The following is a 13,710-nucleotide window of genomic DNA, read 5'->3' as shown; positions in this document are numbered from 1 at the left end:
CGATACGTCTCGCCACATACGCACTCTCTCCCATGGAGGCACGACATGTCACGAGGCGGATCCGGAATGCTCGGCGTCGGCGGTACGCGCACCAACCTCTCCCGCAAGGCGCTGCGCGGCGGCCGCGGCTCCGGGCGGGTCGGCGGCGGCCTCAGCCCGCAGGAGCAGAAGCGCGAGCTGCTGCGCAAACTCCAGGAAGGCCGGTCGGCGAAGAACGACGCGTGAACCCCGAGCGCCCGCCCTGCGGGCGGCCGGAGCCCCGAGAGCGCCGGTCGAAATACAACTCAGGGCCCCAAAAGCGCCCGGTTCATGAGTAAATACCCGCCCAGATCGCAGCAGACAGGGCTCAGATCGCTGCGCGAAGGCTCCTCAGACCGCACCATGGGCAGCACCAGCCCCTGCGGTCCGTGAGGAGCCTTCGTTGCATCGAGTTGCCCGGCGCGCCACACCCCGGCGCTACCTGATGTGCGCACCCGCACACTTCAAGGTCACGTACTCCATCAATCCCTGGATGGACCCCACCAAACCCGTCGACGTCCCGCTCGCCGTCGCCCAGTGGGAGGACCTGCGCGACCGCTACCGCTCGCTCGGCCACACCGTCGAGGAGCTGACGCCGCACCCGGACCTGCCGGACATGGTCTTCGCGGCGAACGGCGCGACCGTCGTCGACGGCCGCGTCCTGGGCGCGAGCTTCGTCCACCCCGAGCGGCAGCCCGAGGCGGCCGCGCACCTGGAGTGGTTCCGGGCCAACGGCTTCACCGAGGTCCATGAACCGACCCACATCAACGAGGGCGAGGGCGACTTCGCCACCACCTCCAGCTATGTCCTCGCGGGCCGCGGCTTCAGGGCCAGCCCGCTCTCGCACGGCGAGGCCCAGGAGGTCTTCGGCCGCCCGGTGATCGGCCTCGACCTCGTCGACCCGCGCTACTACCACCTGGACACGGCGCTCGCGGTCCTCGACGACGCCACGGACGACGTCATGTACTACCCCGGCGCGTTCTCGCCCGGGAGCCAGGCGGTCCTGCGCCGCCTGTTCCCCGACGCGCTGATCGCCACGGAGGAGGACGCACTCGCCCTCGGCCTGAACGCGGTCTCCGACGGCCTGCACGTGCTGCTCCCGCAGGCCGCCGTCGGTCTCTTCGAGCCGCTGCGCGAGCGGGGCTACGAACCGATCGGGATGGACCTCGGCGAACTGCTCAAGGGCGGCGGCAGCGTGAAGTGCTGCACGCAGGAGCTGCGCGCCGCGTAAGGCACGGCACATGCCGAGCAGGCACGGCACACAAGGAGGTGCGGGTGGTCACGGACCACCCCCACCTCTCGCGTTCCCGGGTCCGTCGTCAGCGCAGGTCCGCCGGGCAGAGGCGGCGCGGCCGGTCGCCGCCGCGCAGCCGGGCGTCGACGCAGCCGCCGGGCAGCCCGTCGCGGGCCGCGGCACCGAAGTTGGCGGTGACCGTCAGCCTGCCGCCGCCGAAGACGGTCCGCTGGACCCGCCTGTCCTTGCTCAGGAACCGGAAGGACGTGAGCCGTTCGGTGCCCGCGGCCCGGTGCAGCGGCGCGAAGTACTTCTGCAGCGCCGCGATCTCCCGCCCGTGCCGGGCCAGCGTCGGCCCGTCGATGACGTGGTTGAGCGGCCGGTCGTAGAGCATCGCGAGCAGCGCGCGGCGGGTCTTCTCGGCGGGCAGCTTCTCGTACGACAGCTCCCAGCGCTCGGCGCTGACCGTCGCCCCGTGCAGGGCTGTCCCGTACAACGGGACGCGGTAGCGCGGGTCGTACATGGCCTTCGAGAGCGAGGCTGGGAGCCGGACCGGCTTGAAGAAGACGCCGGGGGCGGCCTCCGGGTAGTAGCCGCCCCACTTCTCCCGGTCCTTCTGCAGCGCCCACAGCCCGTCGGCGACCGGTGTCGCGCTGCCGTGGTCGAAGGCGACCGCCTCGTTGGCCCACGCCTGGGCGGACTCGGAGCCGAGGACAAGGCCCGAGCCGGCGATGCGGCGCATCCGGGCGAGGCGGTGGGCACGGTCGCCCGCCTTCGTCATCGGGTGCGCGGCCGCGTGGTCGCGGAACAGCTCGCCGGTGGCGTCGACGTCCAGGAAGTAGCTGTCGGCGCCGTTGCGCACCATCGCGCGGGTGCGGTCGGCGAGGAGGTGGCGGGTGGGTTCGGCGCGCTCGAAGGCCGCCGAGCTCAGGTAGCAGCCGCGGCCGCCGAATCCGGTGCGGGGGCGGCCGTCGGCGTCGCGGACGCAGAAGTCCGGGTAGACGCGGCCCGGCCACACCGACGTGGGGCTGTCGGCGGTCCTCGGGTCCTGCCCGTTGGCGAACGTGTCGTACGGCCCGACGAGGTATCCCGCCTTCCGCGCCGCCGCGACCGCCGCCTTCCCCATGGGGTCGGGGCCGGCGTCGTACCCGAGCCACATCCCGTCCACACCGAGGGCCCGCAGGCGCCGGATGCCCGCCGCGGTGCGGGCCTCTCCCCACACGTACGCGTGCGCGGCGCCGAGGAGGCGCTTCGTCGCCGGGTTGCGGCGGATCTTCTCCTTCAGGCTGCCGAGGCGGCCGCGTTCGGAGAGGTACGCGCGGTAGTCGGCGGCCGGGGCGACGGGGGTGCCGTCGGTCAGGGCGAACGTGACCGTGTACGCGCGGGTGCCTTCGCCCTTCTCGAAGGTGTGGGCCGCGGTGGTCCGCAGGTGGCCGTCCGGGCCCTTGTCGAACGTGAGGCTCGTCCCGATATCCGTCGGTATCAGATAACTGACGCCGTGCCGGCCCGCCGAGTAGCCCCACAGGGGCAGGGTCAGGTCGGCGCCCACGTCGACCGTGGTGCCCGTGAGCCTCTGCTCGCCCGAGGTCCAGAAGGGGTCGGACGTGGGGACGTCCAGGCCCTCCCCGCGCGGGAGTTGGAGGCTTCCCCTCGTCCCCGTCACGGGCCAGCGGAGCTTGGTGTCGCGGGTGGCGGTGAGGGTGAGGGCGAGGCGCCCGTGGTCGACGCGGGCCGTGGCCTCCAACCCCCTCTCCGGGTAACTCCACCGCGCCCGGCCCGCGTCGGCGCGGTGCACGGGGCCGGGGGCGCCCAGGTCCGTGGCCGCCGGGGCGCTCAGGCGCTGGGTGCGGCCGTCGTCCCTGCGGGCGCTCGCCGCGAGGGTCGCGGGGTCGATGAGAGCGGTGCCGCCGGCCACGGCGAGGGGCACTCCGTGGGGGTCGGTGGGGGGCGCCTTCGGGGCGGCCGCCGTGGTGAGGGTGGCGGCCGTCGCGGCGGCCAGGGCTATGGCGAGGGTTCGCTTCGCGGGCATGGGGACTGGATAGTGGGTGGGCTTAAGAGAGTCCTAAGAGCCCACGTCCGGACCCTGCGGGGCATTCCCCAATCCCACCCCTTCCCGAAACCGGGGCTCCGCCCCGGACCCCGGGGATGGGACGGGGCCACCCCCGAATCGGCGCTCCGCGCCTCGTCCTCAAACGCCGGACAGGCTGAAACTTCCCCGAGGCGGGCCGAAAGGCGCTGTTGGGCGGGCTGAAGAGACACCGCGGGGCTGACGGTGCCGGGCTGCTGCTCAGCCAAGTACAGGCGGGGGCGGGCGGGTGGGAGAAAGCCCGTCCGGCGAGGACGAGGCGCGAAGCGCCGATACGGGGGCGACCCCGGCCGGGCTGAGGGTGCCGGGCCGTTGGCCAGACCGATGCAAGTCGGGGCGGGCGGGTGGGAGAAAGCCCGTCCGGCGCTTGAGGACGAGGCGCGAAGCGCCGACACGGGGGCGCCCCCGGCCGGGCCGGACTGTCGGGCAAGCCGGTGACCCCACACCCAGGACGCGCCCACGCGAGGAAAGAGCATGGGGCCAAGCCTGAGACGATAGAGGGCACTACCAACTAACCAGGGAGGGGCGCGATGCCGAAGCGCGGGCAGGCGGCGGAGAGACGGACCGAGGGCCGGATACCCGGGGCGGCGGGGCCCACAGGAGCCAAGGACCCCGCCGCCCTGCGCGTGGCGACCGGCGCCCTGGTCACCCTCATCCTCGGCGGCCTCACCGCCATGCCCCCGCTGTCCATGGACATGTACCTCCCGGCCCTGCCGGAGGTCACGGACGCCCTGCACGCCCCCGCGGCCACGATCCAGCTGACCCTCACGGCGTGCCTCATGGGCATGGCCCTGGGCCAGCTGGTCGTGGGCCCGATGAGCGACAAGTGGGGCCGTCGCCGCCCCCTCCTCATCGGCCTCCTCGTCTACATCCTCGCCACCGCGATCTGCGCCCTCGCCCCCACCGCGGAGCTCCTCATCGCCTTCCGCCTCCTCCAGGGCCTCGCGGGCGCCGCGGCGATCGTGATCGCGCGGGCGGTGGTCCGCGACCTGTACGACGGCGTGGAGATGGCCAAGTTCTTCTCGACGCTGATGCTGATCTCCGGCGTCGCCCCCATCGTGGCGCCGCTGATCGGCGGCCAGGTCCTGCGCCTGACCGACTGGCGCGGCATCTTCGTCGTCCTGACGGTCATCGGGATCGCGCTGACCGCCCTGGTGTGGCGCTGCCTGCCGGAGACCCTGGCGCCGGCGGACCGCCACGACGGCGGCACGGTCGAGGCGCTGCGCACGATGCGCGGCCTGCTCGCGGACCGCGTGTTCGCGGGCTACATGATCGCGGGCGGCTTCGCCTTCGCCGCGCTGTTCGCGTACATCTCGGCCTCGCCGTTCGTGATCCAGGAGATCTACGGGGCGTCGCCGCAGACGTTCAGCCTGCTCTTCGGCGTGAACTCGGTCGGCCTGATCATCGTCGGCCAGATCAACGGCAAGCTGCTCGTGGGCCGCGTCAGCCTCGACAAGGCCCTCGGCTTCGGGCTCGCGGTGATCACGCTGGCCGCGACCGCGCTGCTCCTGATGACCAGCGGTGTCTTCGGCGACGACATCGGGCTCGCGCCGATCGCCGTCGGCCTGTTCGTGCTGATGTCGGCGATGGGCCTGGCGATGCCCAACACCAACGCCCTCGCCCTGATGCGCACCCGCCACGCCGCCGGTTCCGCGTCCGCGCTGCTCGGTACGTCGTCCTTCCTCATCGGCGCGATCGCCTCGCCCCTGGTCGGCATCGCGGGCGAGCGGACGGCCGTGCCGATGGCCGTCGTGCAGCTGTCGTGCGCGCTGGCGGCCGTCGTCTGCTTCGTGGGACTGTGCCGCCCGTGGCAGCACAACCAGAACGCGCAGGCGCCGGAGCCGGGGACCGCGTCGGCGGAGGGCGGGACCGCGTCGGCGACGGAGGCCGGGACGGCGGCCGTGCCCCGGCCCCGGAAGTCGGACCGCTGACCGCCTCGCCGGTGCTGCGGCCCGGCTCCCCGGAGCACGCCGGACTCGACGCGGCCGAGCTGCGCCGCCTCGTCCACGACGTGCGGGCGCTGCCCGAGGGACCCCGCCCGTGGTGCGCCGGAGCCGTCGTCCTCGCCGGGCGCGGCCCGGTGATCGCGGTGGCGGAGGCGGCGGGGTGGGCCGTGCGGTACGCCGGGGCGGACGGGAGCGCCACCCCCCGCACCACCGGCGAAAGCCCCGCGCCCCGCACCACCGCCGGCCCGGCCGACAGCACCTCCGTCGCCGCCCCGCCTCACACCCACGGCCCGACCGACGACACCCCAGTCACCACCCCGCCCCACACCACCACCGGCCCCACCGACAACACCCCCCTCAACACCTCACCCCACCCCACCACCCCCACCGACCTCCCCCCGCCCGACCGCGTCCCCATGCGCGTCGACACCCCCTTCGACCTCGCCTCCCTCACCAAGCTCTGCACGACCATCGCCGCCGTGCAGCAGGTGGAGCGCGGTGCCCTCGTCCTCGACGCACCCGTCGCGCGGTACGCCCCCGAGTGCACGGGCGTCGCCGCGCACGGCGTCACGGTGCGGCAGCTGCTCACACACACCTCGGGGCTGCGGCCCGAACTGCCGCTGTACGAGCTGCCCGACGTGCCCGCGCGGCTGCGGGCGCTGCGTGCCGAGGTGCCCTCCGGCGAGGTGGGCGCGTACGTCTACTCGGACCTGAACATGCTGCTCCTCCAGCAGGTCCTGCAGCGGGTGACGGGCCGCCGCCTCGACCGGCTGGTCCGGGACGGGATCACCCGGCCGCTCGGCATGACCGGCACCCGGTTCGGGCCGTGCCCGGGCGCCGCCGCGACCGAGGACCAGCGGCGGCCGTGGGCCAAGACGGACCGGGGCATGCTGCGGGGCGAGGTGCACGACGAGAACGCGTGGGCGCTCGGCGGCGTGGCCGGGCACGCCGGGCTCTTCGGCACCGCCCGCGACCTGGCCGTGCTGTGCCGGACCCTGCTGAACGGCGGCTCGTACGGCGCCGCCCGCATCCTCGGCCCCGACCACGTCCGCATGATGCTGGCCGCGCCCGGCCTCGGCTTCGGCGTGGACCAGGCCTGGTTCATGGGGGAGCTCGCGGGCCGGGGCGCGGCCGGGCACACCGGCTTCACCGGCACGTCCCTCGTCCTCGACCCCGCCACGGACACGTTCCTTGTGCTCCTCGCCAACACCGTCCACCCCCGGCGGCAGCCCCCCGACAACGGCCCCCGGGTCCGCGCGGCGACGGCGCTGGCGCGGGCGGTGGCGGCGGGGCCTGCGCCCGGGGCCGCCCGGCGCCCCACCGCCCCCACGGGCCACTAAACTCACGGGGTGCGCGACCAAGCTTCCCCCGCAGAGACCCTCCGTACCGCCCTCGCGGGCCTCCTGGAGGGCCTGCCGCCCAAGGCGGCCGCCCAGGCCGTCGACCGGCTGATCGCGAACTACCGCGGCACCACCCCCACCGGCGCGCCCGTCCTGCGGGACCGCGCGGACGTCAGCGCCTACGCCGCGTACCGCATGCCCGCGACCTTCGAGGCCGCCCGCTCCGCCCTCGACGCGCTCGCCGCCGCCGTGCCCGCCGACTGGAGCCCCGCCGGGCACACCGACATCGGCGGCGGCACCGGCGCGGCCACCTGGGCGGTCAACGCCACCTGGCCAGGGGAGCGGCCCGTCACCGTCCTGGACTGGGCCGAGCCCGCGCTCGCCCTCGGCCGGGAGATCGCCACCGCCAACCCGGACCTCGCGCCCGTCCGGTGGCAGCGCGCCCGCATCGGCTCCGCCCTCGACGTGCCGTCCGCCGCGCTCGTCACCGTCTCCTACGTCCTCGGCGAGCTCACCGCCGACGACCGTGCCGCCGTCGTCGACGCGGCCGCCCGTGCCGCCACCGACGCCGTCGTCGTCGTCGAACCCGGCACGCCCGACGGGTACGCCCGCGTCCTCGACGCCCGGGCGCGGCTGATCGACGCCGGATTCCGGGTCGCCGCGCCCTGCCCCCACAGCGACGCCTGCCCGATCGTGCCCGGCGAGGACTGGTGCCACTTCTCCGTCCGCGTCGCCCGGTCCTCCCTGCACCGGAAGGTCAAGGGCGGCTCCCTCGCCTACGAGGACGAGAAGTTCTCCTACGTCGCCGCCGTCCGCCCCGCCGCCGTCCCCGCCGAGCCCTCGCCCGGCCGGGTCGTCCGCAAGCCGCAGATCCGCAAGGGGATGGTCCTGCTGGACCTGTGCGACGCGGCGGGGGCGCTGCGGCGGGAGACCGTGACGAAGCGGCACGGGGCGCTGTACCGCGAGGCCCGGGACACGCCCTGGGGCGCCCCCTGGCCCCCGGCCGGGACCTAGCCCGCCCGGGGGCCTCCGTGGACCCTGCGGGTCAGGCGGGCCGCAGCCCCGGCTCGCCCGCCTCCACCACGAACGACGCCGCCGTCACGATCGGCGCGCCCGGCGTGGTGACGGCCGACACGGTCTTGAAGTCGGCCCGCGCCTGCCGCCGGTCGAGGCCGACGGTCACATAGCCCCGGCGCCCGTTGTAGAACTTCAGGTGCGGGTTGGCCTTCATGTACGTCTCCCAGTTGGCGGGCCGCTCCGCCCCGTCCTTGCCGCTGGCGATGGACGTGGCGACGATCTCGGTCCCGACGACGTCGGACGACGGGTCGTCGAAGTCGTCCTTGATGTCGAAGGCGTACCCGACGTGCACGTCTCCGGTGAGCACCATCAGGTTGTCGACCCCGGCGGCCTCGGCCCCCGCGAGCACCCGGGCGCGCGAGGCGGCGTACCCGTCCCAGGCGTCCATGCTGACCTTGGCGACGGGGTTGAGGTCGAACTTGCGCTGGGAGAAGGTGACCTGCTGCGGGACGACGTTCCAGACGGCGCGCGAGCGCCGCCACCCGTCGATGAGCCACCGCTCCTGGCCGGCTCCGGTGATGGTCCGCCTGGGGTCGAGGGACTCGGGCCCGGGCACGTGCGCCCCGTCGCCGTAGGCCTGGTCGGACCGGTACTGGCGGGTGTCGAGGATGTCGAACTGGGCGAGGCGGCCCCAGCCGATGCGGCGGTAGAGCTGCATGTCGGACCCGGTGGGCCGCTGCGGGCGGCGCAGCGGCAGGTTCTCCCAGTACGCGCGGTACGCGGAGGCGCGGCGCAGGAGGAACTCCTCGGGCGGGTTGCCGTTCTCGTCGACGTCGTCGGCGTAGTTGTTCTCGACCTCGTGGTCGTCCCAGGTGACGACGAAGGGGTGGGCGGCGTGGGCGGCCCGCAGGTCGGGGTCGGTCTTGTAGAGCGCGTACCGGCGGCGGTAGTCGTCGAGGGTCTGCGTCTCGCGGTTGAAGACGTCGGGAAGCACGCGGTCGGTGTACTTGCGGGCGCCGCCGACGGAGTTCACGGCGTACTCGTACAGGTAGTCGCCGAGGTGGAAGACGACGTCGACGTCGTCCTCGGCGAGATGTTTGTACGCGGTGAAGTAGCCGTCGTGGTAGGCCTGGCAGGAGACGGCGGCCAGGGTGAGCCCGGCCTTGCTGTAGGCGGGCGGTGCGGTGCGGGTGCGGCCGGTCTCGCTGACCCACTTCCCCGCACGGAAGCGGAAGTAGTACGTCCGGTCGGCGTCGACGTGGTCCACCTCGACGTGCACGGAGTGGTTGAACTCCGGGTGCGCGGTGGCCGTGCCGCGTCTGACGACCCGCCGGAAGCGCGGGTCGCGGGCCAGCTCCCAGTGGACGGTGACGCGCTCGGCGGGCAGGCCGCCGTTCTCCTCGAAGGGTCTGGGTGCGAGGCGGGTCCACAGCAGCACGGAGTGCGGCTGCGGGTCGCCGGACGCCACGCCGAGGGTGAAGGGGTCGTCGGACACGCGGGCGGCGTCCATCTCGGCGGCGCCCGCGACCCCGGCGGTCGGCAGGTTGGTGGCGAAGGCGAGGGCGGCGGCCGCGCCGGTTCCGGTCAGGAACCGACGGCGCCCCAAGTGGCGTGCGGCAGCGCGGAGTTCGGGTGCGTGCTGTCCTGCGGGTGTCATGTGCCCCTCCCCTGACGATGGTTGCAAGATGCATTGGAGTGTCCGGGGGCGACACCCGCCTGTCACGTACACAACAGCCATATGGCGGGCAGATGAGGTCCGAGTGGCGGACCCTCCCGTACGCTGCGGGGCCATGAACGCTGAGCCAACAGCACCGTCGAAGAACGCCGTGGTCACCGGGGCGGGCTCCGGGATCGGTCGCGCCGTCGCCCTCGAACTCCTCGGCGCGGGCTGGTCGGTGGCGCTCGCGGGCCGCCGCGAGGAGACCCTGCGCGAGACCGCGTCCCTGGTCAGTGACCCCGCGGCCCCCCGCACCCTCTGCCTGCGCACGGACGTCACGTCCCCCGACGACGTGACGGCCCTCTTCGACGCCGCGGCCGACCGCTTCGGCCGCCTCGACCTGCTCTTCAACAACGCCGGTACGTTCGGCCCCCGCGGCACCCCCGTCGAGGACCTGGACTACGCCGAGTGGCGCCAGGTCGTCGACACCAACCTCAATGGCGCGTTCCTGTGCGCCCAGGCGGCGTTCCGGCGGATGCGGGAGCAGCGGCCGCAGGGCGGCCGGATCATCAACAACGGCTCCGTCTCGGCGCACGTCCCGCGCCCGCACTCCGTCGCGTACACCGCCACGAAGCACGCGCTCACGGGCCTCACCAAGTCCCTGTCCCTGGACGGCCGCCCGCACCGCATCGCCGTCGGACAGATCGACATCGGCAACGCCGCCACCGACATGACCGACCGCATGCGCTCGGGGATCCTCCAGGCCAACGGGCAGCTCGCGGTCGAGCCGGTGATGGACGCGGCGGACGTGGCCCGCACCGTGCGGCACATGGCGGAGCTGCCGCTGGAGGCGAACGTGCAGTTCGCGACCGTGCTCGCCACGACGATGCCGTACGTCGGACGCGGCTGACGGCGGGACCGGCGGCGGGCCGCGCGGGCTGTGCGTAGGCCCGGGCGGGCCGATTGCAGTACGGCGGGGAGGGCTGAGTTCCAGTCATATGCCCGGAGCGGCCTCCGATGTCGTACAACGACGTACTAAGCTCGCTGCTCTCCACGGGAACTTCACATACGGAGCACAAGTTGCGCATACGTTCGATGGCCACCGCCGTCCTCGCCGCCACCGCTGTCGCGGCCCCGCTGCTCGTCGCCGCGCCGGCCTCCGCCGCGGCCCACCAGGGCGGCCTGCACCTCGGCTTCATCCAGTACGACAGCCCGGGCCGGGACACCGGCTCCAACAGCTCGCGCAACGCGGAGTGGGTGAACATCCACAACAACACCCGCGGCGCCATCCAGCTGAAGGGCTACAAGCTGAAGGACAACACGGGCTTCACGTACACCTTCGGCAGCTACAAGATCGGCGCGGGCAAGACCGTGAAGGTCCGCACCGGCAACGGCACCAACGCCTCGGGCGTGCGCTACTGGGGCCAGGGCTCGTACGTCTGGAACAACACCAGCGACAAGGCCCGGCTGCTCAAGCCGAGCGGCACGCAGATCGACTCCTGCTCCTGGACGACCCGGGACCACGGGACCAAGAACTGCCACTGAGCCACTGTGATCGAAAACCGCCGCGCGAACGGGAATGGACCCGGTCGCGCGGCGGTTGTCGTCCGGCATGAGCCACAGTGAATCCGCCCCGGACCGCCCCGACGTGCTGCGTTACACCGCCTTCGCCACCGACCCCGCGGGCGGAAACCCCGCCGGCGTCGTCCTGGACGCGAGCGGCATGGACGACGCGGCCATGCTCGCCGTCGCGGCCGAACTCGGCTACAGCGAGACGGCGTTCCTCACCCCCGGCCCGGCCGTGCCCGACGACGGCGCCCGCTCCTTCACCGTGCGCTACTTCAGCCCGCAGGCCGAGGTCCCCTTCTGCGGGCACGCCACGGTGGCCTCCGCGGTCGCCGTCGCGGACCGCGACGGGCCCGGCGACCTGGTGTTCGCCACCCGCGCCGGGACCGTGCCGGTGCGCGTCACCGAGTCCGACGGCGTGCTGCGGGCGACCCTGACCAGCGTGGAGCCGCACATCGAGGAGATCGCGGCGGCCGACGTCGACGAGGCGCTCGCCGCGCTCGGCTGGCGCGCGGACGAGCTGGACCCCGACCTGCCGCCCCGCATCGCCTTCGCGGGCGCCCGGCACCTGGTCCTCGCCGCCGCCACCCGCGCCCGCCTCGCCGACCTCGACTACGACTTCGACCGGCTGAAGGCCCTGATGGTCCGGCTCGACCTGACGACCGTCCAGTTGGTGTGGCGGGAGTCGGACACGGTCTTCCACGTCCGCGACCCGTTCCCGGTCGGCGGCGTCGTCGAGGACCCGGCGACGGGCGCGGCGGCGGCCGCCTTCGGCGCGTACGCCCGCGCACTCGGCCTGGTCCCCGCCACCGCCGAACTGACCCTCCACCAGGGCGTGGACATGGGGCGCCCCGGACTGCTCACGGTGACGCTGCGGGACGGGGACGCGCGGGTGCGGGTGGCGGGGGCTGCGGTGCGCATCCCGGAGTGAGGCACGCACAGGGCTCCGGGGCGCGCCCGGCGCGCCCCGGAGCGGCGGTCCTGCGGCGGACCGGTGTCAGGCCTGGCCCGTCTCGAACCGGGACACCTTGTCGCCGTCGACCGTGAACCGCCACTTCGTGCGCATCTCGCCCCAGGTGTCGTTGCGGTAGCTGACCAGGAGCGTGCGCCCGCCGTCCGACTCCGACTCGACGTCCATGTGGCCGTTGGAGGAGAAGATCTCGCGGTCGGTCCAGTCGGCGATGTCCCGGTCGGAGCCGTCGTCGGACATGGTCGCGCCCGGTGTGAGCAGGGCCTCGAAGGCGGCCTTGTCGTTGGCGTTCACGGCGGTCACGAAGGCCCGGACCGTGGGGTCGCCGAGCCGGTTTGTCTGAATGCTCATGCGCCCACGCTCGCACCGGCCCCGCCGCCCCGCCACCCGGGATCGCCCGCCCCCGCGACCGTGGCAGGCTGCCCCCATGTCCGACCCGACGCCCGCGCCGCCCCTGCCCGCACCCGACCTGTGGGAGACCGTCGACCGCCTGCACGGCTGGCTCGACTCCCACCGCAGCCACCCGGCCCGCGAGACCCTGCTCCTGCGGATGCTGAAGCTGTCGGAGGAGGTCGGCGAGGTGGCGCAGGCCGTCGTCGGCGCCACCGGGCAGAACCCGCGCAAGGGCACCACGCACACCTGGGACGACGTCGAGTCGGAGCTGTGCGACGTGGTCATCACGGCGCTCGTGGCGCTGCGCACGCTCACCCCGGAACCGGAGCGCGCGCTCGCGGCCCGGCTGCACGCGGTCGCGGCGCGCTCCACGTCGGCGGCGTCGGCGTCATCGCCTTCGCCTTCGCCGGGGCCCGCTCCCGGCCAAGGTCCCGGCCCCGCCGAAGACGTGCACCCCAAAGACACGCGCCCCGAGGCCGTACGCCCCGAAGCCGCCGAAATCCAGGAGCGCCCCGCCACCTGACGAGTTAGCGTCACCCGCCATGGACTCAAGCACCAGCACGCGCACAGGCACCACCGCCACCAGCACGTACACGGGCACCACCGCCACCACCACCGGCACGGCCCCGCACGCCGACACCACCGGCCCCCACCTCACCGACCCCGACGCCGTCCCGCCCCGCCTCACCCGCGTCACCTTCCACGGCCCCCTGTCGGAGGCGCGCGCCGACCGCATCGTCCGGCGCGCGGCCGAGCCGCTGGTGCGCGCGGGCGGCGGCACCGTCCTCGACCTCGGCAGCGGCTGGGGCGAGACGCTGCTGCGCATCCTGGAGGCGGCACCGGGGTCCACGGGCATCGGCGTCGACCTCAACGAGGAGGACCTGGCGCGGGGCCGCGCGTCCGCGGGCGCGCGCGGGCTCGGTGAGCGGGTCGAGTTCATCGCCGAGTCGGCCACGGACACCGCGCGCGGCCCGGCCGACGTCGTCCTGTGCCTCGGCTCGGCCCACGCCCTGTGCCCGGCCGACGCCCCGCCGCCGTACTCCGCGGACGCCCTGCGCGTCCTGCGCGGCCTGGTCGCGCCGGGCGGACGCGTCGTGCTCGGCGAGGGCTTCTGGCAGCGCACGCCCACGGCCGCCGACCTGGCCGCGCTGTGGCCGGACGCCCGCGCCGACGAGCACCTCGACCTGGGCGGCCTCGCCGAAGCGGCGGTCGCCGCCGGCTTCCGCCCGCTGTGGGTGGAGACGGCGAGCGAGGAGGAGTGGGAGGAGTTCGAGTCCGCGTATCTGGCGGACACCGAGGAGTGGCTGGCCTCGCACCCGGACCACCCGCGGGCCGCGGAGCTGCGCGAGCGCACCGACCGGCACCGCGCCGGCTTCCTGCGCGGCTACCGCCGGCTGCTCGGCTTCGCGTATCTCACGCTGGTGCCGGTCGCCACGGACTGAGCGGCGCGCGCCCGGCGCGCCGGGGCAGTCCCCGCACCGCG

General features: G+C 74.3%; 12 protein-coding genes and 1 pseudogene. 10 read left to right on the top strand and 3 right to left on the bottom strand.

The window, feature by feature from the left end; all coding sequences use genetic code 11:
* The first annotated feature begins 45 nt into the window (after window positions 1–45).
* Window positions 46–225 carry a DUF6243 family protein gene (locus AB6L24_RS08185; RefSeq protein ID WP_125264063.1) on the top strand — a complete coding sequence of 60 codons (180 nt, stop codon included), beginning with the start codon at window positions 46–48 and terminating at the stop codon, window positions 223–225.
* A 196-nt stretch (window positions 226–421) separates the two neighbouring features.
* Window positions 422–1,249, top strand: a complete 828-nt coding sequence (gene ddaH, locus AB6L24_RS08180; RefSeq protein ID WP_380858885.1) for a dimethylargininase — start codon at window positions 422–424, stop codon at window positions 1,247–1,249.
* A gap of 88 nt (window positions 1,250–1,337) precedes the next feature.
* Here ddaH and AB6L24_RS08175 read toward each other — a convergent pair whose 3' ends face one another.
* A complete protein-coding gene (locus AB6L24_RS08175; protein ID WP_405653716.1) occupies window positions 1,338–3,281 on the bottom strand; it encodes a glycoside hydrolase in 1,944 nt (647 codons plus the stop codon).
* A 587-nt stretch (window positions 3,282–3,868) separates the two neighbouring features.
* On the opposite strand from AB6L24_RS08175, the gene AB6L24_RS08170 reads away from it, so the two are divergent.
* The 3 genes from AB6L24_RS08170 to AB6L24_RS08160 are packed head-to-tail and all read left to right on the top strand — an operon-like array spanning window position 3,869 to window position 7,638.
* Window positions 3,869–5,269: a multidrug effflux MFS transporter gene (locus AB6L24_RS08170; RefSeq protein ID WP_405653715.1), complete on the top strand. Its 1,401-nt coding sequence runs from the start codon at window positions 3,869–3,871 to the stop codon at window positions 5,267–5,269.
* A 59-nt stretch (window positions 5,270–5,328) separates the two neighbouring features.
* Window positions 5,329–6,624, top strand: coding sequence for a serine hydrolase domain-containing protein (locus AB6L24_RS08165; protein ID WP_405657091.1), 1,296 nt, complete (start codon window positions 5,329–5,331; stop codon window positions 6,622–6,624).
* A gap of 9 nt (window positions 6,625–6,633) precedes the next feature.
* A complete protein-coding gene (locus AB6L24_RS08160) occupies window positions 6,634–7,638 on the top strand; it encodes a small ribosomal subunit Rsm22 family protein (protein ID WP_405653713.1) in 1,005 nt (334 codons plus the stop codon).
* Window positions 7,639–7,669: 31 nt separating this feature from the next.
* Here AB6L24_RS08160 and AB6L24_RS08155 read toward each other — a convergent pair whose 3' ends face one another.
* Complete coding sequence (locus tag AB6L24_RS08155) at window positions 7,670–9,298, bottom strand: alkaline phosphatase D family protein (protein ID WP_405653711.1); 1,629 nt, start codon at window positions 9,296–9,298, stop codon at window positions 7,670–7,672.
* A gap of 133 nt (window positions 9,299–9,431) precedes the next feature.
* Here AB6L24_RS08155 and AB6L24_RS08150 point away from each other — a divergent pair, with 133 nt between their 5' ends.
* The 3 genes from AB6L24_RS08150 (at window position 9,432) to AB6L24_RS08140 (ending at window position 11,795) form a co-directional block, all read left to right on the top strand.
* Entirely contained in the window at window positions 9,432–10,208 is a 777-nt protein-coding gene (locus AB6L24_RS08150) for an SDR family oxidoreductase (protein ID WP_405653709.1), read from the top strand.
* A 170-nt stretch (window positions 10,209–10,378) separates the two neighbouring features.
* Complete coding sequence (locus AB6L24_RS08145) at window positions 10,379–10,843, top strand: lamin tail domain-containing protein (protein ID WP_380858868.1); 465 nt, start codon at window positions 10,379–10,381, stop codon at window positions 10,841–10,843.
* A gap of 67 nt (window positions 10,844–10,910) precedes the next feature.
* Window positions 10,911–11,795, top strand: coding sequence for a PhzF family phenazine biosynthesis protein (locus tag AB6L24_RS08140; protein ID WP_405653706.1), 885 nt, complete (start codon window positions 10,911–10,913; stop codon window positions 11,793–11,795).
* Window positions 11,796–11,861: 66 nt separating this feature from the next.
* Here AB6L24_RS08140 and AB6L24_RS08135 read toward each other — a convergent pair whose 3' ends face one another.
* The gene (locus AB6L24_RS08135) at window positions 11,862–12,185 is read right to left on the bottom strand and encodes a nuclear transport factor 2 family protein (protein ID WP_380858862.1); all 324 of its coding nucleotides are present in this window, start codon (window positions 12,183–12,185) and stop codon (window positions 11,862–11,864) included.
* A 76-nt stretch (window positions 12,186–12,261) separates the two neighbouring features.
* Here AB6L24_RS08135 and AB6L24_RS08130 point away from each other — a divergent pair.
* Both AB6L24_RS08130 and AB6L24_RS08125 read left to right on the top strand, forming a co-directional pair.
* Window positions 12,262–12,612 (top strand): annotated as a pseudogene (locus AB6L24_RS08130) (MazG-like family protein); the annotation flags it as partial.
* A 157-nt stretch (window positions 12,613–12,769) separates the two neighbouring features.
* Window positions 12,770–13,669, top strand: a complete 900-nt coding sequence (locus AB6L24_RS08125; protein ID WP_405653703.1) for an SAM-dependent methyltransferase — start codon at window positions 12,770–12,772, stop codon at window positions 13,667–13,669.
* Window positions 13,670–13,710 lie beyond the last annotated feature (41 nt).

It is taken from the genome of Streptomyces sp. RK9 (assembly GCF_045070545.1).
GTDB lineage: Bacteria > Actinomycetota > Actinomycetes > Streptomycetales > Streptomycetaceae > Streptomyces > Streptomyces alboflavus.
The sequence above is the reverse complement of the archived record's forward strand: the minus strand, read 5'-3'. Positions and strand labels throughout refer to the sequence as shown.

What these genes read in the sequence shown, in the direction of transcription:
- AB6L24_RS08140 (WP_405653706.1), top strand. Translation starts at nt 10,911, where the DNA reads ATGAGCCACAGTGAATCCGCCCCGGACCGCCCCGACGTGCTGCGTTAC.
- AB6L24_RS08150 (WP_405653709.1), top strand. Translation starts at nt 9,432, where the DNA reads ATGAACGCTGAGCCAACAGCACCGTCGAAGAACGCCGTGGTCACCGGG.
- AB6L24_RS08135 (WP_380858862.1), bottom strand. Translation starts at nt 12,185, where the DNA reads ATGAGCATTCAGACAAACCGGCTCGGCGACCCCACGGTCCGGGCCTTC.
- AB6L24_RS08185 (WP_125264063.1), top strand. Translation starts at nt 46, where the DNA reads ATGTCACGAGGCGGATCCGGAATGCTCGGCGTCGGCGGTACGCGCACC.
- AB6L24_RS08175 (WP_405653716.1), bottom strand. Translation starts at nt 3,281, where the DNA reads ATGCCCGCGAAGCGAACCCTCGCCATAGCCCTGGCCGCCGCGACGGCC.
- AB6L24_RS08170 (WP_405653715.1), top strand. Translation starts at nt 3,869, where the DNA reads ATGCCGAAGCGCGGGCAGGCGGCGGAGAGACGGACCGAGGGCCGGATA.
- AB6L24_RS08155 (WP_405653711.1), bottom strand. Translation starts at nt 9,298, where the DNA reads ATGACACCCGCAGGACAGCACGCACCCGAACTCCGCGCTGCCGCACGC.
- AB6L24_RS08125 (WP_405653703.1), top strand. Translation starts at nt 12,770, where the DNA reads ATGGACTCAAGCACCAGCACGCGCACAGGCACCACCGCCACCAGCACG.